Source organism: Paenibacillus ilasis, from assembly GCF_043195395.1.
Lineage (GTDB): Bacteria > Bacillota > Bacilli > Paenibacillales > Paenibacillaceae > Paenibacillus_AQ > Paenibacillus_AQ lautus.
Genome location: NZ_JBHDJG010000001.1, coordinates 2,907,549 through 2,930,300 on the forward strand (window position 1 = coordinate 2,907,549; position 22,752 = coordinate 2,930,300).

Consider the following 22,752-nt stretch of genomic DNA (forward strand, 5'->3'; position numbering starts at 1 on the left):
GGCTCGACATTATTTAATAAAATCAACCATAGGATAGTCTGCAGACGGGGAGTCCAGCAGTGGCTGTGGAGCACCCTTTAAATGAAAATCGAAAAAGGCAGCGACATAATTTCGATGGGCAGCGATCGTCTGCTGTGGGTCAGCTGTTCCGATAAACTGCTGGACAACTCGCGGCGAAAGACTGAGCTTCTCTTGAAGCTGTGGGAGAAGCGACTGATAATCTGTAAACGTATAATGTGCTCCCTCGGGTATGCTTAAATCGAGCTTCCACCCGGTCGAATGCTGCCAGAACGATTGACGGTCCATCGCGGTAAGATGGGAATCGACCTCGCCCTCCTTATTGTAGCCTGAATTCATGAGCATGAACGGGCGATCCAATCCGTGCTGCGCCACCGGCAGCGGGTTATCGGGCATGTGGCCCATCGTTCCATCCATATCGATGCCTGCGTCAACCCGGTCATCCTCATACATCACCTGAGCAGCGGTAGCCCCGCCGGCGGAATGTCCGAATATTCCGATCTTTGACAGGTTCCATGTTGTTTGAAGTCCAGCGGGTAAAGGTTGATCGCCTGGATGACGGCCTTCCTTAATGAGTTCAAGTTGGTCCAACACATATTGGATATCATCCACTCTTACCTCTAGCATCTTCAGTATCACTTCTGCGCTGAAAGACGGTAATAACTCGGTTGCCACACGTCCATCGGGAAATTGGACCGCAGAGGCTTCATACGTATGATCGACGGCAACAACCACATAACCTCTGCTGGCCAAATCTTCGACTACAGCCGTCCCGAAGTTTCTTGGAACAGATCCTCCAGGTGTGTAGATGAGGATAGGCCACCCCTCCCTGTTGTTCACTGGAGGTGCATTCACCCAAGAATGTGTCCCGATACCGGATAGATCGACCCTCCCCGGATCCACTCCGATCGTTGAAATCGTGTTTTCATCGTAATACTTTGCTGCCCCGGGCTGCATGTACAAAGCCTTCTGCTCGCTTTTCCCCGAAGCAGGGTACCATATGCTGACCATCAGCTCCCTGTCTCTATCCTGTTTCCATGGGTCCACCCGGTTGTCATCCTTGAAGTGCATCTCCATCGTCCCCACAGAATATTCTCCAGTAGGTTTCGGAAGCTGTAACTGGATTTTCTCTGCCTGCCCCCTCTCATCCTGCGTTGTCGGGGTTTCCGTGCCGAAGAATATGCCAATCAGAACCAGTAGACAGACCATGATTGCAATAGCCGCAATTCTTACCACGGGGGCCGCTTTTCCATGGACGATCCTGCTGATGGAGTTGACCGTGAGCACATAATAAACCGAATAGATCAGGACAAACACAGCGACGCAGATCAGGATGGGCAGCATGAGACTGGCGCCTGCCATATTGCTGAATAACCTTTTCAACAATTGCAGGATGACCATGTAGTGAGCAAGCCCGATCGCGAGCGGCAGAGCAAAAATGAAGGCGTTCTGTTTGATAATGGCCATGCTGATTTCTTTTCCGCTTACGCCGATTTTTTTAAGAATATCGAACCGAGGTTTGTCTGCCGCCGCTTCGGTCAATTGCTTGAAATAGATCATGCTTCCTGTCGCCATGACAAAAACGAGCCCGAGAAATCCCAATATAAACACATTAAAGGCCGCTTCTTCGATTCCTAGCCGGTATTCGGAATAAAAAGAAGACAAGTTCGATTCCGGTGTCTTCAGCGCCGCGAGCGCATCGGCCGTGTGTTTCGTCGTCTTCTGTTCCTGCACGGAATAACCGACATAGCGGGTCGGCGAAACTTGCGCCTCGATGTTGTCGTACGTGCCGTTACTTACAACAATCATCACATCCGGATAACTCCAATGGATGATTCGTTCTTCGGTCATCCCCGCAAAAGCAAGGGTTATCCGTTGATCAGGCAATTCGATGTCGATCGTTTCGCCTTCATAATCCGACCATTCATAGTCCGTATACATGGGCCGGATCGCAACAGCTTCATCCTGTTCGATCGAATCCATTTTCGGGAGACGCAGTGCCTTGGCCACCTGGTTGTATTGATCGATTGAAACCACTTTGAGCGGGGTTTTATCTGCTTCGATCATTCTCTCCGGAAAGATCTCGGGATCGGAAGCCTCCCCTTTCGTCTCCAGCACCGGAATCGTCATTTGCGCTATAATCGGATGCGCTTCATCCCCGCGTATGACATCGTCTACCTTCTGATTAAAGGCATGGTCCTGGGCAATATACATGTAGCTAAACGGTGCTGTGAGCTTCGATGTTTTGTCAAAAGTGAAATACGCACCTAATCCGACGCTGAAGGCGCACAAAGCCGCAGCGGATAACAGGGAAATGACGCTTAACAAACGAGCGTTTCCTTTAATCCGGTACACCAAATTAGAGGTGATGACCAGATTCATGCCTTTATAGTAACTTCGTTTTCTCTTCTTGGCGGTTCTTAACAAGACAATGACCAAGGAGGAAAAGAGCAGAATCGTTCCAGCTACAATACCGACGGTCATCACGCTCAGATTGACTAGGATTTCTTCGGTGACGGAAAAATCACGGAAGGCGAATCCGTATCCCGCAGCCAGACAGAGGACTGCACCCACCGCCGAGAGAAATGACGCTTTCGGTTCCTGCTCCCCTTCCTGCTCCGCGCGAAACAATTCGATGAGTTTAAAGCTGTAGATCAATCGATAGCCTTGGATCGATGTCGCCAAAATAATCACCATAAACACGATGAGCGTATGAACCAGCGCGCGAAGGGAGAAAGCCATGCCTACCTGTACCGGCGTCCCCAGCAGCTTGATTAATATCATGGCAAACAGCTTGGACAACAATGTGCCGATCATGATTCCTATGATTAAAACCGTCACCCCAATGATCAGGTTTTCATAAAACAGCATTTTTCCGATCTTTTTTTTGGGCAAACCAAGTAACGCGTACAAGCCTACTTCCTTTTTACGCTGTCTCGAAAAAAAACGGTTGGAGTATAGGATAAAGACGGCAACAAACACAATCAATAGGATGGACGCTATCATGAAAACGGATTGCATGCTCTGCGACGATTCGATTGAACTCGCAATTTCTTGGCTGTATTGCAAAGAAAGAAACGTATAATAGATGATGACGCTGAACAGGATGGAAATGAAATAGATCGAGTAGTTTTTGAAGTTCCCTTTCATGTTCTTTTTCACGATGTCAAACAAGGTCACTTGCATTCCCTCCCAGAGCGGTCAATACATCCAATATTTTTTTGAAAAAGTGTTTGCGGGATGTTTCGCCTTTCGTCAGTTCCGTGAAAATGCGACCGTCCTTAATAAACAGCACGCGCTTGCAATAGCTTGCCGCAAACGTGTCATGAGTGACCATCAGAATCGTTGCCTGATCATATTCATTCAGATCCTTCAGGCTCTCCAGCAGGTCGGTCGCCGATTTCGAGTCCAGAGCGCCGGTCGGCTCATCGGCCAGCAGCAGGCTGGGACCGGATATCATGGCGCGTGAAGCCGCCGTCCGCTGTTTTTGACCTCCGGAAATCTGATACGGGTATTTGCCCAAAATCGGGGTGATGCCGAATTTGTCCGCGATCTCCCCCACCCTCTGCTCCAGTTCTTTGACATCCATCCTGGCCAGCGCCAAGGGCAGCAAGATGTTCTCCTTCACCGTTAAAGTGTCCAGCAAATTGTAATCTTGAAAAATGAATCCCAGTTTATCCCGGCGAAAAGCGGATAGTTGTTCCTCATCCATCTTCAGCACGTCGACCCCGTCAATGACAACGTCTCCGGAGGTAGGCTGATCGATCGTCGCAATCACGTGGAGCAACGTCGATTTGCCTGCGCCCGACGGCCCCATGATCCCCACGAACTCTCCCTCCTGCACGGTCAAATCGATATCATCCAGGGCGGTATAGACATTTCCTTTCACGCCATAAACCTTTCGTACCTGAGCCGCGTTCACTACCATTTTCATGTTGATCTATCCTTCCTGATTATCAATATGAAACAATATCAGCACGATTTCGAAATCATGATTGCTTATCCTAATCTTAATACAGGTCACCTTTACTTTAGCTTACAACTTCCCCCTCTACCTTACATTCCTGTCACATTAGACAAAGGAAGCAGCCCCGGAAACTTGCTTGTCTGCCGCGGGAAGATCGTATACAATGTGTTTAATTTGCCGCTAGTAACGCCCGGGAGGATCGTTTATGAAAATTATGATCGTAGAGGATGACCCGACCATTCGCGGGATGATCCAGTTAGCATTGTCTAAATGGAGCCTGGAAACGGTCATCGTCGAAAACTTTGACCATGTTGTACAGTGCTTTATTCATGACCAGCCCCATCTTGTGATCATGGATATCAACTTGCCATCGTATGATGGATTTTACTGGTGTCAAAAAATTAGGGACATCTCCAATGTACCGGTGCTCTTTCTCTCGTCCCGCGATTCGCCCATGGATGTTGTCATGTCGGTGAATATGGGCGGGGACGATTATATTCAGAAGCCGTTCCACATGGATGTGTTGACCGCTAAAGTCAATGCGCTGCTGCGCCGAACGTATTCCTATTCGGACCTGCTTTCCAATGTGTTCGAGCATGAGGGGGTCATGTTCCTTCCGGACAAAGGGATGCTCACTTATGAAACCGAACAAGCGGAGCTTACCAAAACCGAAGTCAGTATATTGAAGATTCTGATGCAGCAGAAAGGAACCGTTGTAGACCGCAAGAAAATCATGCGTCATCTTTGGCAGGATGAAAGCTTCGTGGACGAAAACACGTTAACCGTCAACATCGTCCGCTTGCGCAAAAAACTGGCCGGCATCGGCAAGGAAAACTGGATTGTAACCAAGAAAGGGCAAGGTTATATGATCCCATGAGTTTCATTCAATACATAAAGGACAAACGTTATTTTTTGTTGCTGTACGCGGGGATGATGGGCTTTATTTCAATGATCCTTGCCCTGTCGGTCACCCCGGGTCAAGTCGCAGGCAGCATTCTGTATATTCAAATCGTTTGTTTTGCCTTCACCACAGCCTACTTACTGATTGGCTATGCTTATCGCAGATCCTATTACCGCAAGCTGCAGGAGCTGATCGATCTTGACCGCGAAGATTGGCCTGTCGCTGCCCCTGAACCGCAAAATTCGCAGCAACGGCTGTACCTTGAGCTTTTTGCCAAATTGCGCCGTCAACATGAACGAGACCTCCGGAAACTCAATGAAGAGAAAATAGATCACCAGGAATTTATCATGTCCTGGATTCACGAGGTAAAGCTGCCGATTGCAGCAAGTCGTCTGCTCATGGAAAACAGCACGGGGGAAACGGCAGATTCCCTTGCCGATAAGCTAGAGGATGAACTGGATAAAATAGAAAATTACGTGGAGCAGGCACTGTACTATTCTCGAATCGATTCGTTCTCCAAGGATTATTTCATCACGGAAGAACCGTTAGACTCGATCATTAAAACCTGCGCGAAAAAATTCGCCAAAACCTTCATCAATAAACAGATTCGGATACAGATGGAGGACTTTCGGCAAACCATCCATACCGACCGCAAATGGCTCGGATTCATTCTGGATCAAATCGTTGCAAATGCGTTGAAATATACGGACGAAGGCGGGAACATTACATTCACGGTCGAAGAAGACCGTAAAGAAAAACGCTTGAACATTGTAGATACCGGGATCGGGGTCCAGCCGGAGGATCTTCATCGCGTCTTTGAGAAAGGATTTACCGGATCTATCGGAAGAAGCCATCCCAAATCGACCGGCATGGGACTATACCTTGCAAATCAATTGGCGCATAAGCTGGGTCATAATTTGTCTATCCAGTCGGAGGCAGGAACGTATACAAAGGTCACAATCCATTTTCCTAAAACGGATACGTATCACAGCTTACTGTAACCGTTTGAACCTGCACATGAATGTATATCAATAAACCAAAAAAAGTCGCCCTAAATGGCGACTTTTTTACCTTTTATAATCGGATGCCCACATCACTAAGCAGTATGGTTCCCCGCTCGTTCAGGTTGAACTCCATACGGATCTTGTTTAGCTGCTCCGGATTGAAATCCGGATTCATTTTGTAGAAATCGCCTAGCTGAAAATCATAGCTTTGAAATACGGGTTCCCAGGTATTCCCTGCTTTAGAAAATGGCCATTTCAGCAGTTTACCTTCAATGACAGGCGGCAGTTTGGATATATGGCTAAGGGGAAGACTTGCCTGATGGCCCTTCTTGTCTTCGACGGTAATCGTAAAATTGATAAACTCTTTCGGGTTGCCGTTTTCCTCTTTCCTGCGGGCATCCGCAAGCGAAAATACGATGGAGCTTTCCTTCCCTGTTTTTGCCCCCTGATCCGGCAAAGTAACGGTATAGGATGCCGGTTCAGTCGATCCGTTTGAATTCCAGCCTAAGCGAACCGCACTGTAAGCCGCTTCACCCATCTTGACCTTCACCTTTTCCTCCCTCCATTGCCGGAGGTTCTCGCCCATCAGGCTGCCGCCGGGAATCGTGGTGCTCTGTAAATCAATATCTTCTTGATAATCCGCGAGTAAGATCGTTTGCGAATCGTAATAATTGCCGATGTACAGGGTATCGGGGAGCCATTCTTTGGCATAACCCAAATCTCTGAACACCTCGCGATATTGCCGCTGGTCCTTCAGCGTGGCATCCAGAAAAGAAGATATGAACACTTTTGCAATCGTTTCCTGTTCATCCCGCGGCATAATTTGACGCAGGTTAAACAGTTGGTTCCCCAAGCCTGCCACATCCCCTCTGCCCCAGCCTCCGTTAAACTGGCCGTGGTTAGCTCCATAAATATAGACCAGCGATTTCATGTAATTTGTGCCCTTAGTATAACGAATCCGGTGATATTGCTTCGCGCTGTCCAGGCTGTTGACATCCATATCATGAGCTCCATGCAAAGCCAGATAATTCACGTCCTGCAGCGGTAGCGGTTTGCCTTGAGGTTTATACTGCCCGTCCGTACCCGCAATGGAAATGAGCGAGCGGATCGAGAAGTTATAGTCAAACTTGACATGGCCGTGATCTGGGTGATTGCCGAGTTTGTTGAAGGCAGCCGCAATAGCGATCGCTTCCCCGCCTCTGGAATGCCCGATGAGGGCGATTCGTTCCATATCGACCTTTTGATAAAACGGATGGTCCGGTTCACTGTTCCAGCCTTTCCAGGTTTTCAAATGCTCCAGCAGCAGCAAGCCTCTTGCCGGATTTTCATTCTGCGGCGGGCTGATCAGGAAAAGATCTTCATAAGGGGAAACATTAAGAAAATTTTCATCCACGGAGACGAAAATATACCCTTTGCTCGCCATCAGTTTGCCCAGGTATTCATAACCCGGATCGGAGTAATCGTTCATTAAGTGGTTTCCATGTACAATCAGGACAAGCGGAAAGATGCCTTCCCCTTCGGGATACCACACTTTACCGTTTATCGGCATGGCATCCGGTCCGAATCCAAGCGATTTCGTTCGCACAGAAGACCATTTCGCGACAAACTCGGAGGCATCCACCGTTTTGGTAGCCAGGGATCCGCTTTGGTTAAACTCTTTCCTGTAGTTGTCGGGGCTTCCGTATAACAGGCTCTTAACGGGATATGCGCCTTGTTCGGCAGGGTTTTTCCTCGCCGTACCATCATATCGGGCTGAAGTTTTCAGCTGTTTCAAGGTCACGTCCGGAGCGGCTTCATCCCCGGCCCGAATCAACCAGAAGCTGCCGGCGCCGATCACGACAGTGATCAGGGATAAACAGGCCACGGCGCCGATCTTCCTAGTGTTGGACGCTTGCTTGTAACTTCCCGTTGCAAATTTATAAACCAATGCACCAAACAAAGAAAAAACTACGGCAAACAACACGATGAAAACGAACGATACTTCCAGCGGCCCAATGAAACAGAATAAAAGCATGATCAGGGAGTACAGCAACACCCAAATATAACGGCTTGGCAGTTTCTTGACTCCGTGCAGCAATAATGCAGCCAGGCCGCTTATAAGCGCTGCCGCTAAGACAAACAGGAATGTACCCACGATGAATTTACCGAAACCATGCCCCGTCAATAGATAATTGGCCTGTATCAGAATCAGGGTAAAGGCGATGGCGCCAAGCCCCAGTGACGCACCCTTCCATCCAGGGGATAACGGCCCCCGGCCCTTCCGGTTTGCAATGATTCCTCGAAAAAAGGTACCGCCCTTCTCAAATTCTTTCTCTTTTTGTGTTTCCAATCTCTCCAGTCCTCCTGTATCCCCATATCGTTATTGGTTCTACTTCTGATTATATCGGAGAATTCGTTCTCTACACTTTCCTGAACCTTTCAGTAATCTTACAAATGATCAGGCAGAAAAAGAACGAAGTTCGTATGCCCGTTCGTGGTCAGCGTGATGTTACCCCCATGTTTTTCTATCACTTGTTTGGCAATGGCAAGACCTAGACCCGTACCCCCATCACTTTTACGGGCTTGGTCTCCGCGGACAAAGGCATCGAAGACCTTTGCCTTCATGGCATCCGGAATTCCGATGCCATCGTCTGAAACGTGAATTTCGACTCCATTTCCCCTCGTTGCCAATTTCAATCCAACGGTTGTGCCAGGCGGGTTGTATTGGATGGCATTGGACAGAATATTGGAAACCGCCCGGTATAACCAGGTCGCGTTGAAGGGGACGATGATTACACGATCGGGAATATCATACTGGAATAGAAACTTTTTTTCTTCGAAAACCTCGTAATACTCGGCTGCGATTTCCCTCATAAATTCCGTAAGGTCGGATGCCTCAACGGCAAAAGGATAGTCGGGACTATCCAGCTTGGACAGTTCGAAGATGCCGTCAATCAACTCCGACATCAGACTGGCTTTGTCGGAGATCATACGCAGGATTTGCCGCCTTCTCTCTTCCGAATCAACGAGCCCCACTTCCATCGCTTCGATATAACCCTTAATGGTGGTCATCGGTGTCTTCAGGTCATGGGAAATGTCGATCAGCATGCGCTGCTTGCTCTCCGCAAGCTCCCGATTTTCCTTCTCCATCCGTTCAAGGCGTTCCGCCATATCATTAAAATCTTCCTGGATTTGCGCCAGTTCGTAACTCGCTCGAAAATTTAATCTTTGGTGGTAGTGCCCACGAGCGATGTTTCGGATGCCGTCCGTAATCGATCGAAGCGGGGTTGTGAGCCGGGAAGCCGTCCATCTTCCGAATGCGTACACGGTGATCGCAAACAAAGCGAGAAACAGAAGCAGGGTTTGAAGAGCCATTCTATAAAACACCAACTCGTGCTGATCGCTGGGGACGTCAAGCACGGCGGTAGGAGTGCCAAGGTCGGTATCCTCTGCCTTGATCTGTCCGGATATATCCATAAAATAATTCAAGATTTGCGCATTTAATATATACAGAGAAGCCGCAGCGATGAGTGCTATGGTAACAAAAAAATAAATATATTGGCGAATCAGCGAACGCTGCAGGCGATTAGGGGATTTCATGGCTGCAACTCATCTTTCTTCGAAAATCGGTAACCGAGTCCGCGAATGGTCTTGATATAGACAGGCTTCCTCGGACAAACTTCGATTTTATCGCGCAGCCTGCTGATTTGTACCATGACGGCGTTATCGTCAGCCAGATAATGCTCGTCCCAGGCTTGTTCGAAAATTTGTTTTTTCGTAAATACGCGCCCCGGTTCCCGCATAAACAATTTTAACAATTTGTACTCAATAGCGCTGAGTGAAATCGGTGTTCCCTTGATGTACAACATGCATTCGCGGTGATTCAGCAGCAAGTCCCCGACGCAGGTTTCGGATAACGGCAGAGCTTCCGAAGACTCGTTAAACTCATAGAAACGTCGTAACTGGGCCTGAATTCTCGCCATCACTTCAAGCGGACTGAACGGCTTGGACACATAATCGTCTGCCCCCAGCTTGAGCCCGGTTATTTTATCAAGTTCCTGATTTTTGGCCGAAATGAGAATGACCGGAATTTTATAATCCTGCCGCATCATGCGGAGCAGCTGGATTCCGTCGATGAACGGCATCATGATATCGAGGAGTGCGAGATCCACATGCTTGCTTTGTAGATGCTCCAGGGCTGCTTTCCCGTCGAAAGCCTCCAAAGTCCTATATCCTTCTGCCTCCAGATAAAGTTTAAGCATATCTATAATATCCGGATCATCATCGACAACAAGTATGGTTTTAGGCATAAAAAGCATCCTCCTTCAAGTAGTATATGGTTCTCCTTGGGAGGCTAATTTCCTTTTTTGCGTTGTTTCCGTAAGCATCGTTAAGCGTAAATAACCTCCTGCCTGGATCGTCGGAGGTCATTCTATGATTCATTTTATTGGCGTCCAATAAAACCAAACAAGAGAAGCTGGTTAAGTTCAGCCATCTTATTGGTATAATTCCCGGATTTTGCCCAGGAAGCTTGAAGTGTCCCGACAACACTTAATAATTCCAAAAGAGTCTCCAGAGAAACAGAGGAATGAATCGCCCCTTCCTTCTTCCCCAGCTCAATAAGTTCCCGAATAAGCTCCATTCTGATTTTATTGGTGTTTTCACTATATAAGCTCGCCAGAACCTGATCCTCAACTGCACCCGGTGTACCCAGCAATTGATAGTCTTGGTCAGCACAGATCTCCAGCACTTGGGACAGCTTGTCTTTAAACTCGATATTTTGTTTCAACAGCTCCTTGGCCATATGGATGGTATTTTGCATCAGAACGTTCGCACATTCTTTGACCACCCCTTCTTTGCTGCCGAAATAGTTATACAGCGATACAGACGATACACCGGATTCTTCGGCAATGTCCTTGATGCTGACATGGACGAAGCCTTTTTCTTTAAAAAGCTTTAACGCGGCATGAATGATCGCATCCTTCTTTTGCTGCGTTCTGATTTCGAATTTATTCATCCGTTTTCACTCACTTCCCGTATTCGTCGCTACAAGTAGTTTACCATAAAAAGAGTGGTTTTTAAATTTTGGGATCGATATTTAAAAACTTCTTGACAGTCCGGCCGATGTCCATATAGAATCAAGCTGTAATTTTTAAATATCACGACGATTATTTAAAAACTATATTAACAACAAAAATAAGTGTTTGAGAACACGGTTTGATCAAATCGTATAACTCGAATGGAGGAACTACTATGAAAATATTGGTTTATGGCGCTGGGGTTCTTGGCAGTTATTTAGCCCACGAGCTGGTGCGTGGAGGTCACAACGTCTCGATGCTGGCCAGAGGACAACGAGCGGATGAGTTGGAAAAGAGCGGCAATGTCATTCGGCATTATTTTCAGTTCCAAACAACGGCTCATAACGTAAGGGTGATCCGGGAACTACAGCCTGACGATGTTTATGATCTTATTTTTGTTGTGATGAAATATCCGGATTTCGAAGCGGTACTGCCTGCACTTGCAGCGAACCATAGCAGCCACATCGTTATAATGGGCAACAATGCGAGTCCTGGGGAAATGGAGGAGTATTTGCAAACCCATAGCCCGGTAGCGAAAAAGGTTGCTTTCGCTTTTCAGACGATCGCTGGCTGGAGAGAGAATGGCCGGGTCATTAGCGTACGCGGACCAAGAACCAAAATCAATATCGGCGGTTTAGGTGAGGAGCTGTCTTGGCGTTCAGTGATCGATCAGGCTTTGGTTAACACCAAATATAAGTGGACCTACCAGAACAATATGAATGAATGGCTGAAAAGTCATTTTGTCATGATCTTGGCATTGAATTCCATTGCTTCTACCTATCACGGGGATTTGCGCAAAGCCGCAAAAGACAAGCAGCTGCTGAATCTTGTCATCCATGCTGTTGATGAGGGACATCAAGTATTGGAGAAAAACGGGTTTACAATTACGCCTGCCGCTCAAAAGGAATTCGCCCGTAAAAAAAGAAAGCTGTTCTACATCCTGTTGAAGATGATGCTGTCGAACCCCATTGGCAGAATCCTGTTAAGTGATAAGGCGGTGTCAGCAAACGAGGTGACTGCTTTACAGCAAGCTTTTGATCAATTGAAAATTCGCGCGAACATGGCGACACCCCATTGGGATGAGCTCCAACATTATTCCGCGCCTGTTCAGAGATCATAATGAAAGAATTGATGTTCATAAAAAATCTCTGCTCAACCCACGAGCAGAGATTTTATGAACCTTCCGGCGGGCCTTGACTGATGCTTCAATCACAGACATCCACCGCCAGCCTTGAACATACCTAAACAGCTAAGCATCCCCTTCACTCTCCCTTGCATGGTTTTGGTTCGAAGCAGCCAAGCTTCCTCTTCGCTCGTACGCAACAACAACCATAATCATGCTTAATACAGCGCAAATCATATACATGACGGAGTATGAATAATAATCGGCGATCGGTCCCATCACAACCCCGCCCATGGATACCCCAAGGTCAGCCATTGCAATAAACAGTCCGATCAATACATTGCGGTTTGATGGGGGAAGTACAAAGGACAAATAAGTAGTTAACGCCGGGTATAGGAGCGCCTGCGCAATGCCCATAAGAATCGCGCCGGTATATAGAAGAACCGCTCCCTGTTCTGAGGAAATGCTAATGCATACTGCAGCGAGGGTGAGCAGAAGCATGGTACCCATGATAAAAAACGAATGCCATTTACCATCCGACGGGATTCTTTTTCTTAGAAGAAACCGGGAAGCGACAACGACAGCAGCCTGGAGCATCAAATAAATGCCGGCACTGCCGCTGCGTAACTGCGAGCCGTATAAAGGCATAAACGTTGTTACGGCTCCAAATACGATCGATGCCGACAACATTAAGACACTGCATTTGAACAGAAACGGGTTCTTTACGATTTGTCCGAAGGAGTGAAACATGCCTGAACGGTTTGCCGATTGCTCCGCTGGAACCGTTTCTTTATCCATCTTGACGCTATATCCGAATACACCGGTACAAATGGCGATAGCTACGAAGATGATGGTGAATGAATCCATGCCTCCGGTCTGCCAGAGGCCTAATGCGACAACGGGACCAATGACGCCGGGAATATACGAAAACAAGGAATAAAACGAGATACCTTGCGAACGTTCCTTCTCGGGCAGCGCATCGATGATGCCGATCTGGAGTGCCATCGAAAAAAAAGCCGTCGATACCCCTTGCAGTATTCGAGCAATCAGATATCCTCCTAATCCCGTACATGTGTACAGAATTAAGGCAGCGCCATTGACCAAAAGGATTAGGCGCAGCACCTTGACCGGACCATGCTTTTGAATCAAATGTCCGGCCCAGGGCCGAAAGAACATCGTCGTAAACATGTAAGCTCCCATGACGAGACCGATGGTAGAGCTGCTGGCTCCCCAAGCGGCTCCTTGCAGCGGAATTAATACATTGAGTAACGCATTCGCACTGAAATAAAGCAGCGCCAGCATATATAAACGCAAAAATGGCCAAGACATTGCTCCACTCACTATTTCTCTCCTCCTGCTAGCGACTGATCCTTAAAACGTAATCAAATGCTCCATTAATTTTTTGGCATAGTCCGACTGGACGTGCTTTAATTGCTCCATTCGAACCGTTTCCTCGACCCTGCCGCTTTTGAAAAACAGAACCCTGTCGCATAGATAAGCAGCAGCTTGTATATCATGCGTGATGAAGATGTAACTCATCTTATAAATGTCTTTAAGCTCCTTCAATAATCGAAGGACTTGTATCTGGACGGACACGTCCAAAGAGCTGATCGCCTCGTCGAGTACGATGCACTTGGGTTCCGTAGCAATTGCCCTGGCAATGCAGACTCGCTGGGCCTCACCACCGGACAGCTCATGAGCATATTTCGTTTTATAGGAAGCGTCCAACCCGACCTGATTCAGCAGCAGATCGATTTTGGCCCTATGGTCATTATTCAATGACCCCTGCGCCGTTAAAGGCTCCATGATCGCTTCTTCCACAGTAAAGAACGGGTTGATAGACGAAGTATAATCCTGAAATACGGCACTTATATTGCCAAATCGCACATGGCGATTCATGACATGTTTCCCTTCAAATAAGACGTGTCCAAGGTCCGGTTTTTCTATTCCCAAGATCAGTCGTCCAAGGGTTGATTTACCGCTTCCGCTTTCACCGATGATGCCGAGGCATTCCCCGCTTCCGCATTCAAAGCTTACATCCTCCAAAATGCGTTGCCTTTTCCCCGAAAACAAGCCGCCTACCCGGTAGGATTTATGGACGTTCTCGACTTTCAGCACGTTATAATCCCCCGTTCATGATCTTATTGAAATGGCTGCTGAGCTCTAGGCGCGTAGAAACCAAGTATTGCGTGTAAGGATGCCGGGGTTCCGTAAATACCGATTCAATACTTCCGCTTTCTACAATAACACCGCTTCTCATAACCAAGACTTCATCGGCGATTTTCTTCACGACACCCAAGTCATGCGAAACAAAGATCATGGAGCCTCCCATTCTTTCGCGAAGCTGGATGAATTGTTCCACGACCTCGTATTGCGAGATTGTATCCAGTGCGGTCGTCGGTTCGTCAGCGATTACGATATCGGGTTCCAGCACCAGCGTGAGCGCGATCATCAAACGCTGCAGCATGCCGCCTGATAGCTGGTGAGGATACTTATTCATGATCTCCATAGGATGGGGAAGCATGACGCTCTCCATGGCTTTTTTCATGTTGGTTTCAGCCTCGCCCCTGCTCCAACCGAAATGCGCCTTCAACGTTTCTTGGAAATGAACGCCGACGACGCTGGACGGATCGAATGCTCCCATGCCGTTCTGCATGATCATGCCAATCTGCTTTCCCCTTCTTTTCCTCATGTCCCTTTCTGAAAGCTGATTCAAATGTTCTCCCTTGAAGATAATCTCCCCGGATTGTCGAATCCAGGGTTTATGCAGCCTTATGATCGATCGGCACGTCAGGGATTTTCCGCTCCCGCTTTCCCCCACAATCGCCAGGCAGGTTCCCGCCTTCAATTGAAAGGAGCTGTCATGGATAATCTCTTTTCCCTCGTTCGCATCCCATACCCTCAGATGATTAACCTCTAGCATATTCATAAGTCGGTTTCTCCACCTCTGTTGTTCGCGGCTGTTTACCGGAGTTCATCCGTTTGGGATCAAGCGCGACTTGAAGCCCATCCGCCAGAAAATTAAAAGCCGATACGGCAATCACGATAGCCAAGCCGGGTGCTAACATGAGCTCCGGGCGTGAGAACATCACTTCTCTCGCTTCATTCAGCATCATCCCCCATTCGGCGTTAGGAGCCTTGATGCCCAGCCCTAAGAATGATAATCCGGAGATCTGCAGAATCATGGAACACATCGAACCGCTTGCAATGACGGCAATATCCGAAAATGTCACGGGAACGATATGCTTCAGAATGATCCTTCGATTGCTGATCCCGGCTGCTTTTGAAAATTTCACATAATCCATTTCCGCGTACTGCAGGACCGACGTTCGGATAACGCGGGCAAACCACGCCCATTTCATCGCGACAAAGGCAATCAGGATGTTCTCAAGCCCTGCTCCCAGAATGCCGACAACCGCCAACGTCATGACATAGCCGGGAAATGAAAGCATGATATCGCAAATTCGCATCAGGATTGCGTCTGTTTTTCCTCTGAAGTAACCTGCGATGAAACCAACGATCCCTCCAACTCCTACCGACGCCAACAAAGCTGCCAGAACCCATAAAATACTGGGACGTATGCCATAAATCAGCCGGGATAAGATGCATCTTCCCAGATGATCGTTACCGAACCAATGCGACCAGGAGGACCCGGCATAACGCAGCTTCATATCGACTTGATTCGGATCGTGCGGCGCAAATACAGGGGCGAACAGGCCGACGATTACGATGGCGGCAATGATGACCAATGACAGGCTGGCCAGCTTGTCTCTGCTTAGACTTTTAAGTACGTTCATCAGATTTCCTTCCTTAGTTTCGGATTCAATGCAGCATTGATCATGTCCGACAAGGTGTTAAATAGTACAAAGGCTACCGCCAAAATAAGAACATACGACTGGATGACCGGAAAGTCCCTGCTCAGAATGGATTTAACGCTCAGCCGCCCAAGTCCCGGCCATGCAAATACATTTTCGATAACGACGGTACTGCCCAGAATTATGGGGATGGCCATGCAAAATATGGATACGGCAACTTGAAGCGAATTTCTCAGGATGCGCAGGGTAATCTTCTTTTCGGGCAAACCGCAGGCTCTCCCGTATACAACATAGTCTTCATGTAAGTTATTCAGCATCGAACTTCTGACGCTTCGGAAATATATCCCGACATAACTCACCGATATGACCGTCACGGGAAGGATATAGCTTCGATAGGAATCCATGCCACTGGTGGGCAGCAAGTCCAATCGGACGGAAAAATACCAGATCATGATCGATGCCAGCCAATAGGAAGGCATCGCCGTCAGAAAGAAGGAAACGCCTCTCACCGATCGATCCCATATTTTGCCTTGGTTTAATGCACAGACAACCCCCAAGATAATGGACATGACGATAATAATGATAGACGAAACCATAGTCAGCTTTAAGGTATTGAGAAATGCCGGGCTGATCATGGACCAAACCGTCTGTCCCGTCACGTAGGATTCTCCAAAGTCCAATCGAAGGCAGGCCATCACCCAATCGGCATACTGCTTCAAGAACGGCTGATTCAGCCCAAGCTCTTCACGCGTCTGTGCGATCAGTTCTTCCGTGATTTCCGGAACCTCCTGGGCGCGAAGCACCACTTCGGCAGGATCCATGGGGGACAGATTGATCAACAGAAAGGTCAAAAACGAAATGATGAGCAAAATCGGAACTGACAGCAACAACCGTTTAACGATATAACTTCCCATAACGACTCCTTATCCAATATTGAGTTCGCGACCTATTCAAAATACATTAACTCAAAGGGCAGCTCAAACTGGGTTTGTTTGAATGCAATGCCTTTTAAATCCTTGGGTGCCAAAACCGTGACGCTTCCGCTTGAAATCGGGATAAATACCGCTTCATCGTGAACCATTGTCATGATGTCAGCGTATAACGACTTGCGGGTCTCCTCGTCCTTGGATACCATAACCTCCTGAATATGCTCATAAAGATGATCCGCTTCCGCGATCCCTTTGGTTGTATGTAGATAAGAAGCCTCGGAAGTGAAGGCAGAGATGGTGCTCTGAGGGTCATACGCCAATCCCCAGGTTTGATTAAACAACAGCTCATAATCCCCCGTGGATCTTCGATTCGCGATGGAACTCGACTCTTCGCCGATGATATCCAGCTTGATTCCGATCCCTTTCACCGCATTTTGGATGAATTCCGCCTGCGTTTTTTGCGAAGATGAATTACTGTCATAGTATAAGTTCATGGCCAGTTTCTTCCCGGCTTTGATCCTGGCCTCGCCGTCGCTGCCCTTCACCCATCCGGCCTGCTCCAGAAGTTGCTCAGCCCTTCCCGGGTCATATTCGCGTTCCTTCAATTGGACATCCGCATAGTTCACGTTGGACGAGAACAATTGATTCGCTTCCGCCTCGCTCCCCTCGAATATGTCCTTGCTGATCGTTTCGCGATCGATCGCATGCCAGATCGCTTCACGCACGGCGGTTTCGCTTACCGGACTATCCGACTTACTGCTGTTGGCCACAATCATTTTCGTATTCATGGCTCCGCTGCGAACCAGCTGGTATGCTCCGGATTCAACCAGGCGATTCATTGCTTGCACATCGATGCTGTCAGCCCCCCGATCATCAGTGAATACAAAATTCACCTCCCCTTTTTGCATAGCCAAAAATGTCGTCTCCCCTGCAGGCAGTACCTTGGCCGTAATTTTTTTGATTTTTGGCGGACCTCCCCAATACTCCTCGTTGGCGGTAAAGGTAGCGTACTCATCGATTTTATGTTCCGTAAACCGGTAAGGACCGGTACCATGGTGTCCGTTAACGCCATCCTTCGTTTCCCCTTGAATGAAATCCTTGGGTGAGAGGAATACATACGGCCGCGTCATGGACAGTTCGACCAGTGCAGGGTAATAGGCTTCGCTTAAAACCAATTGGACGGTGTAAGCATCTACTACCTTCACGCTCTTAATTTTGGTTGACAGCTTAATCCAGGCGTGTTTTTCGGCATTATGCTGCACGGCGTCGATATTCAGTTTGACAGCCTCGGCATTGAACGGTTCCCCGTCATGAAACTTCACGTCTTTCCTCAAATGAAAGGTATAGGTTTTCCCATCTTCCGAAATGTCCCAGGACTCCGCCAGCAAAGGCTTAATCCCTTCTTTTGTGTTCTCCACCAGCGATTCATATACCATACCCTGAGCCGGCATGGATCCGGTGTATAAATGAGGATTCATATCATGAATATCTTTTGCTGTTGCATAGATGAGTTCATTCTGGTTTGCCGATTCGGCCTTACTTCCCTGATTCGCCTCGCCGCACCCTGCCAGAAGCGCGATCGAGATCATCAACAACAACCATAGCTTGACACTTTTTCTGTTCACGGTTTTCCTCCTGCTACCCACTTGTTTATTGTTTCGTTCATCTGTTTGATAATTCCGTGCATATCAGCTCCAGATCATGCCCGAAGCTCTGAACCGTGAATGCAATGGATAACAACCGGTTCTTGTGAGCAAGTGAAACATTTACGATTTTGTCTTCATACGTTTGTATGAAATGATCAATCGTCGGACAATCCACCTTTAAGAATCCGGCTATTCCTTGAATGATCTTGATCCGATAATAATCCTCCTTGGGCATTCTCGGGATATCCAAGCAGCCTTCCTGATTGATAAACAAACTCCTGATCGGAACTGCCGAAAAATCAAAGTACTTTCCATCTGGATCCGGCTGGGAAAAAGGATCAATTAACAATGAGGCGTAACGTATATACAATAAATACTCCTGATGAATCGTTTGTAATTGATCAAAGCGAACGATATCCTGGCGCGATAAGCTCTCGATTCTCACCGGATAGTTGTCATCCGTCATGAACTTTAGCAAATTGATGCCCGTCATCCCTAATTGGTCTAAGATGTTCATCATCTCTTTCCACTGGGATAACATATTGCGGATCAGATCTTGCGTAATCGGGCCTTCAGGGAAAAGCTTGTAGACGTACTTGCGCGAACCCGACTCATCAAAAATGGCGTTTAATGAGAAGTCATTCATGAACAAAGCAGGATGAACATATAACGAAATATTTCTCGCCTCTGCTTCCAGCGGCGTCTTCATGACTTCCAGAGCAATATCCAATTGCTCATAGAGACCGCAGAGACTGTCAACTAGACCGGAGCGCCCCCGTGTCGAGCCGATATAAACCTTTTTCTTGACCCCCGCGGTGATGACATGATTAGAAACTCGGCCCCCCATCCATCTTGTGTCTCCATAATATGTAGAAAAACTAATGACTTCCGCATTCGGATTCAAGCTTCGAATATAACCGGATATTAAGCTGTTGGAACCGAAAGTCGGTGATATCAGTACGAAACATTTGACCTTACGTAGAACGTTATGGTGAATCTGTCCCATGACTTCCATATAAGCGTCGGTGGTCACCGCCAAAAATAAAGTGTCCCATTCGCCTTCAATGGTTTCAAAACCCCGAAACACATCGTCAATGCGACACTCGCCTTCCATGGAACGATGCTTTTCATTTTGGATGCTTGCGAGAACCCTTTGATCATTTGCCGCAAGCGAGTCGAAGAATTCAGCAGACCGGACCGATTCCCGTCCGGCAATCCCCAGACGACAATGGAATCCCTTTTTTAGAGTTACTGCCAGCTGCAAGGCTGCAGGGCCTGTTCCCAACAACAAGACATGCTTCATCTCTCTCATTAGACACCTCACTTCGGTTACCGTTAGCTAAGCTATGATTTTTTTATATAAAGCAATGTCAAATATATCGTCTCGGCGTAGTACGTTATCCACTAATTCCCATTTGCGATCATTCGTCTCTTTCATGGGATAATTGAATAAAGACTTCAATCGGTTTCCATACCTCATGGCGACTACAACCTGTTCATTGGTCAATGGATATAACTGTTCCAACAACGCGTACTTATCAGCCACCGTCGAGCTAAAAATGATGTGGGTGATCTCTTTCAAATCATCTAGGAATTCAACCGATGTCTTTTCCAAACGGATCTTCAACCCCGGACCCAATTTCTCTACAACCTTCTCACCAAGCTCAATTGCCTCAACATCAATGTCGATCCCGACCACCGGAGCACCTGTACGCTTTGCGATCAATAGCGCCGTCATCGGGAAAGAGCCAGAGCCAACCAGCAACACTCTCGATTTAGAAGTGATCAGGAAACTTCCAAACTCTTTCTCGATGCAATCCTCGATATTTTTGAAATAATCGGTGATCTCCGTATCTCCCTTTTGCAATTTGAGCGCACGATATTTCTCCAGGATCGCGACGCAGCGCGCCGAATTTTTTCTTAGTCCATCGATCAGATCGCTTATTCGGCCGATCCCCTGTTGCTCCAGTTCATCCCATACTTTGATGTTCGTTTCGTCTGTAATAAACGCCGAGTATTGGTCAATTAGACGTTCCAGCTCGGTTCGATGACGATGAGAATAATCGAATCGGTCAGCGAAGTACTCAAACCTAGTTAAGTAATCACGTAAGGATTGCTCAAACGTTGCTAATTTCATGAATATCCTCTCCCACAGACAGGTTAAAATCCATATCAATAAACGCTGTGCCTTGTGCTACGATTCCAACGGAACCTTCGATTTCCAGATGGGTCAGTCGGTCCTGGTCATACAGTGCCTTTACAAGCATCGTCCCGCCAGGTTGATGGATATGAGCTTCGATATTGCGCCTATTCTTCCAGGCTAAGTAAGCGCCTATGGAAGCCGTACCGGAGCCACACCCTCTTTCCCACACCGCACTATTCAACTTCGGGACGTATATAAGCGGTGTTAGCTGACTTGAACTGGTATTGTATAGCAAAATCCCAAGCATGCTTGTATCTACAAATGGTCCGATGCGCTTGGCCAAGGATAACATTTGGTTCTTCATATTTGCATCGATGTGTTCCACTTCAATCACGAAATGAATAAAGTCGCTGTACCGGACGGCAACCGCGTTAACAGGGGCCCCCCCTTCCTGAAGAACCGTTTGATCCATTTTCACCGGGAGCGGCATGTTGACCCGGCAGCGATAATCCTCCCTGTTTTTTGTTATGCGGCATGCCACTAATTGCTCAGCTCCTGAAACCTCTAATCGAAACTCGGTTGTTTCATGACGATTCATCTCCTGCAGCTCAGCGAGGTATGCCGCCAAGGCCATGCAGGCATTACCGCAAAATTCACCTCCCGCCATTTGCAGTAACGCGTCAGCTTCCTGGTTCATGGATGGCACAATGAAACCAACTTGTTCAGCATAAACGTTGTCATATGACATAATTTTAGAAGCAATGCGTTTATGTTCATCGGACGGAAGCATGGTGTTAATTAGAATCGTCATATTTTGCGTCGGATTACATTTCACAAAATTGATCTTCTGCTTCATCACGTAACACGGGCTCCCCTCTACGCCGAATGATGGTAGTTGGCTTGACCAATTTTTTAATCGTAATTATTACGATTTAAACTGAAAAGAATATAGCATGGCATTTTGTAATAGTCAACAATTATTTCCATGGATTTTGCATTAGCATCATTCCGGTAAGACTTGATATCGTATTTGATTTCCCCATTTGACCTAACAAAAAAACCACTGAATTCCGTATCGAATCAGCGGTTTAGATAGTTATATGGTGTTTTTTTGTTCCGGGTCTCTTCACGACGTATCGTGATTTTTTCGCAACGCTTCAATCATTGCTTTCACTATAGGAAGGTTTCGAAATTTGATAGGATAAGCCAGATACAGCTCGTTGCTTACCTTGAACGAAGGAAAGATGATCTTTACCTGATGATTGTGTAATGGTTTTTCCAGCATATAAGTGGGGAGGACACTTATTCCCGAACCGTGTTCTATCGCGGCTAATATGGAATGAAGGTCCGGCAGAACGTGCATGATTTGCATATGTGGCCTTTTCTTGAAGTGCTCCCTCCATAATCTGCGTATAATCGGTAAATCACTGCCATAGCTGATCCAATCTTGAGCGCACAGCCAGGCCTCGAACCGGTCGGGATCTTCGAAGTTGATTTCTTTAAAGGTATAAGGTGCAACCAGCACAAACTCTTCTTGAACATAATGGATATATTCAATGCCGGGGGCAGATATTTTTTGGGACGTTATGATTATGTCAACCTTTTCTTCCAATAATAACTCCAAAATATGTGAGGCAACGCCAAATTGAGCAATCATTCGAAACGGAAACTTTCCCAAACGGGGAGCAAGATTCTCCCGAAAGTATTCGTGGGCTGTCCCAATTCGGATGACGGGAGCTGTTGCAGAAGTGTTCATCATGAATGTTTGCGTTGCTTCTTCCAAGGCTTCGATCAGCGGAACCACTTGAGTATAAAGTTCTTTTCCTTTCTCGGTCGGAACCATCTTTCTTGAGGTTCTCGTAAACAATGTTTCGCCCAGCTCGGCCTCCAATGCGGCAAGATGCTGGCTCATTGCGGGTTGAGTCATTAACCGAGTTTTGGCGGCTTCCGATACGGATCTATGTTTATAGATACTGATAAAACTTCGGTACCATTCAAAATCCACCATTATTCTTCCCCCTTTGCATATAGATACAATCGTGAATGCCCCTAATATCAGCGCAATGTCGGTCCATGCTGCGCTTTTCGATACCGGCTTGTTTTCTGTAAAGAATGATTTCCTACTCATTTTATACAAAAGAAAAGCATG

The 22,752-nt window shown here is 47.3% G+C and carries 19 protein-coding genes; 3 read left to right on the forward strand and 16 right to left on the reverse strand.

The genetic code is table 11. The annotated features are described in order from the left end of the window. Positions 1–9 precede the first annotated feature (9 nt). Both ACETK5_RS13250 and ACETK5_RS13255 read right to left on the reverse strand, forming a co-directional pair. Complete coding sequence (locus tag ACETK5_RS13250; protein WP_394056108.1) at positions 10–3,198, reverse strand: FtsX-like permease family protein; 3,189 nt, start codon at positions 3,196–3,198, stop codon at positions 10–12. Continuing rightward, complete coding sequence (locus ACETK5_RS13255; protein ID WP_394056110.1) at positions 3,185–3,952, reverse strand: ABC transporter ATP-binding protein; 768 nt, start codon at positions 3,950–3,952, stop codon at positions 3,185–3,187. The genes ACETK5_RS13250 and ACETK5_RS13255 overlap by 14 nt, the downstream gene beginning before the upstream one ends. Positions 3,953–4,190: 238 nt before the next feature. On the opposite strand from ACETK5_RS13255, the gene ACETK5_RS13260 reads away from it, so the two are divergent. Further along, positions 4,191–4,862 (forward strand): response regulator transcription factor, encoded by a 672-nt coding sequence (locus ACETK5_RS13260; RefSeq protein ID WP_394056112.1) that lies wholly within the window; start codon positions 4,191–4,193, stop codon positions 4,860–4,862. Then, the gene (locus ACETK5_RS13265) at positions 4,859–5,887 is read left to right on the forward strand and encodes a sensor histidine kinase (RefSeq protein ID WP_394056114.1); all 1,029 of its coding nucleotides are present in this window, start codon (positions 4,859–4,861) and stop codon (positions 5,885–5,887) included. The genes ACETK5_RS13260 and ACETK5_RS13265 overlap by 4 nt, the downstream gene beginning before the upstream one ends. Positions 5,888–5,960: 73 nt before the next feature. On the opposite strand, the gene bahA is transcribed toward ACETK5_RS13265, so the two are convergent. From bahA to ACETK5_RS13285, 4 genes are all read right to left on the reverse strand, one after another. Beyond that, positions 5,961–8,219 (reverse strand): bacitracin amidohydrolase BahA, encoded by a 2,259-nt coding sequence (gene bahA / locus ACETK5_RS13270; protein WP_394056116.1) that lies wholly within the window; start codon positions 8,217–8,219, stop codon positions 5,961–5,963. 98 nt (positions 8,220–8,317) lie between these two features. Next, positions 8,318–9,469 carry a HAMP domain-containing sensor histidine kinase gene (locus tag ACETK5_RS13275; RefSeq protein WP_394056118.1) on the reverse strand — a complete coding sequence of 384 codons (1,152 nt, stop codon included), beginning with the start codon at positions 9,467–9,469 and terminating at the stop codon, positions 8,318–8,320. Then, positions 9,466–10,179 carry a response regulator transcription factor gene (locus ACETK5_RS13280; protein WP_394056120.1) on the reverse strand — a complete coding sequence of 238 codons (714 nt, stop codon included), beginning with the start codon at positions 10,177–10,179 and terminating at the stop codon, positions 9,466–9,468. Before ACETK5_RS13280 ends, ACETK5_RS13275 begins: the two co-directional genes overlap by 4 nt. A gap of 134 nt (positions 10,180–10,313) precedes the next feature. Next, positions 10,314–10,886, reverse strand: coding sequence for a TetR/AcrR family transcriptional regulator (locus ACETK5_RS13285; RefSeq protein ID WP_100536945.1), 573 nt, complete (start codon positions 10,884–10,886; stop codon positions 10,314–10,316). A gap of 236 nt (positions 10,887–11,122) precedes the next feature. Here ACETK5_RS13285 and ACETK5_RS13290 point away from each other — a divergent pair, with 236 nt between their 5' ends. Continuing rightward, the gene (locus ACETK5_RS13290; protein ID WP_394056122.1) at positions 11,123–12,067 is read left to right on the forward strand and encodes a ketopantoate reductase family protein; all 945 of its coding nucleotides are present in this window, start codon (positions 11,123–11,125) and stop codon (positions 12,065–12,067) included. A gap of 129 nt (positions 12,068–12,196) precedes the next feature. On the opposite strand, the gene cntE is transcribed toward ACETK5_RS13290, so the two are convergent. From cntE to ACETK5_RS13340, 10 genes are all read right to left on the reverse strand, one after another. Further along, positions 12,197–13,411, reverse strand: a complete 1,215-nt coding sequence (gene cntE, locus ACETK5_RS13295; protein WP_394056124.1) for a staphylopine family metallophore export MFS transporter CntE — start codon at positions 13,409–13,411, stop codon at positions 12,197–12,199. A gap of 30 nt (positions 13,412–13,441) precedes the next feature. Then, positions 13,442–14,188: an ABC transporter ATP-binding protein gene (locus ACETK5_RS13300; protein ID WP_394056126.1), complete on the reverse strand. Its 747-nt coding sequence runs from the start codon at positions 14,186–14,188 to the stop codon at positions 13,442–13,444. 1 nt (position 14,189) lies between these two features. Further along, positions 14,190–14,999 (reverse strand): staphylopine uptake ABC transporter ATP-binding protein CntD, encoded by an 810-nt coding sequence (gene cntD, locus ACETK5_RS13305; protein ID WP_100536941.1) that lies wholly within the window; start codon positions 14,997–14,999, stop codon positions 14,190–14,192. Then, the gene (gene cntC / locus ACETK5_RS13310) at positions 14,980–15,867 is read right to left on the reverse strand and encodes a staphylopine uptake ABC transporter permease subunit CntC (protein ID WP_326115061.1); all 888 of its coding nucleotides are present in this window, start codon (positions 15,865–15,867) and stop codon (positions 14,980–14,982) included. The genes cntD and cntC overlap by 20 nt, the downstream gene beginning before the upstream one ends. Then, the gene (gene opp1B, locus ACETK5_RS13315) at positions 15,867–16,799 is read right to left on the reverse strand and encodes a nickel/cobalt ABC transporter permease (protein WP_326120689.1); all 933 of its coding nucleotides are present in this window, start codon (positions 16,797–16,799) and stop codon (positions 15,867–15,869) included. The genes cntC and opp1B overlap by 1 nt, the downstream gene beginning before the upstream one ends. A 32-nt stretch (positions 16,800–16,831) precedes the next feature. Then, positions 16,832–18,439: a staphylopine-dependent metal ABC transporter substrate-binding lipoprotein gene (gene cntA, locus ACETK5_RS13320; protein ID WP_394056129.1), complete on the reverse strand. Its 1,608-nt coding sequence runs from the start codon at positions 18,437–18,439 to the stop codon at positions 16,832–16,834. Positions 18,440–18,476: 37 nt separating this feature from the next. Then, positions 18,477–19,772 carry an opine metallophore biosynthesis dehydrogenase gene (locus ACETK5_RS13325; RefSeq protein ID WP_394056131.1) on the reverse strand — a complete coding sequence of 432 codons (1,296 nt, stop codon included), beginning with the start codon at positions 19,770–19,772 and terminating at the stop codon, positions 18,477–18,479. A 27-nt stretch (positions 19,773–19,799) separates the two neighbouring features. Further along, the gene (locus ACETK5_RS13330; RefSeq protein WP_394056133.1) at positions 19,800–20,597 is read right to left on the reverse strand and encodes an SAM-dependent methyltransferase; all 798 of its coding nucleotides are present in this window, start codon (positions 20,595–20,597) and stop codon (positions 19,800–19,802) included. Next, the gene (locus tag ACETK5_RS13335; protein ID WP_394057429.1) at positions 20,578–21,459 is read right to left on the reverse strand and encodes a diaminopimelate epimerase; all 882 of its coding nucleotides are present in this window, start codon (positions 21,457–21,459) and stop codon (positions 20,578–20,580) included. Before ACETK5_RS13335 ends, ACETK5_RS13330 begins: the two co-directional genes overlap by 20 nt. A gap of 270 nt (positions 21,460–21,729) precedes the next feature. Further along, positions 21,730–22,611: a LysR family transcriptional regulator gene (locus tag ACETK5_RS13340; protein ID WP_394056135.1), complete on the reverse strand. Its 882-nt coding sequence runs from the start codon at positions 22,609–22,611 to the stop codon at positions 21,730–21,732. Positions 22,612–22,752 lie beyond the last annotated feature (141 nt).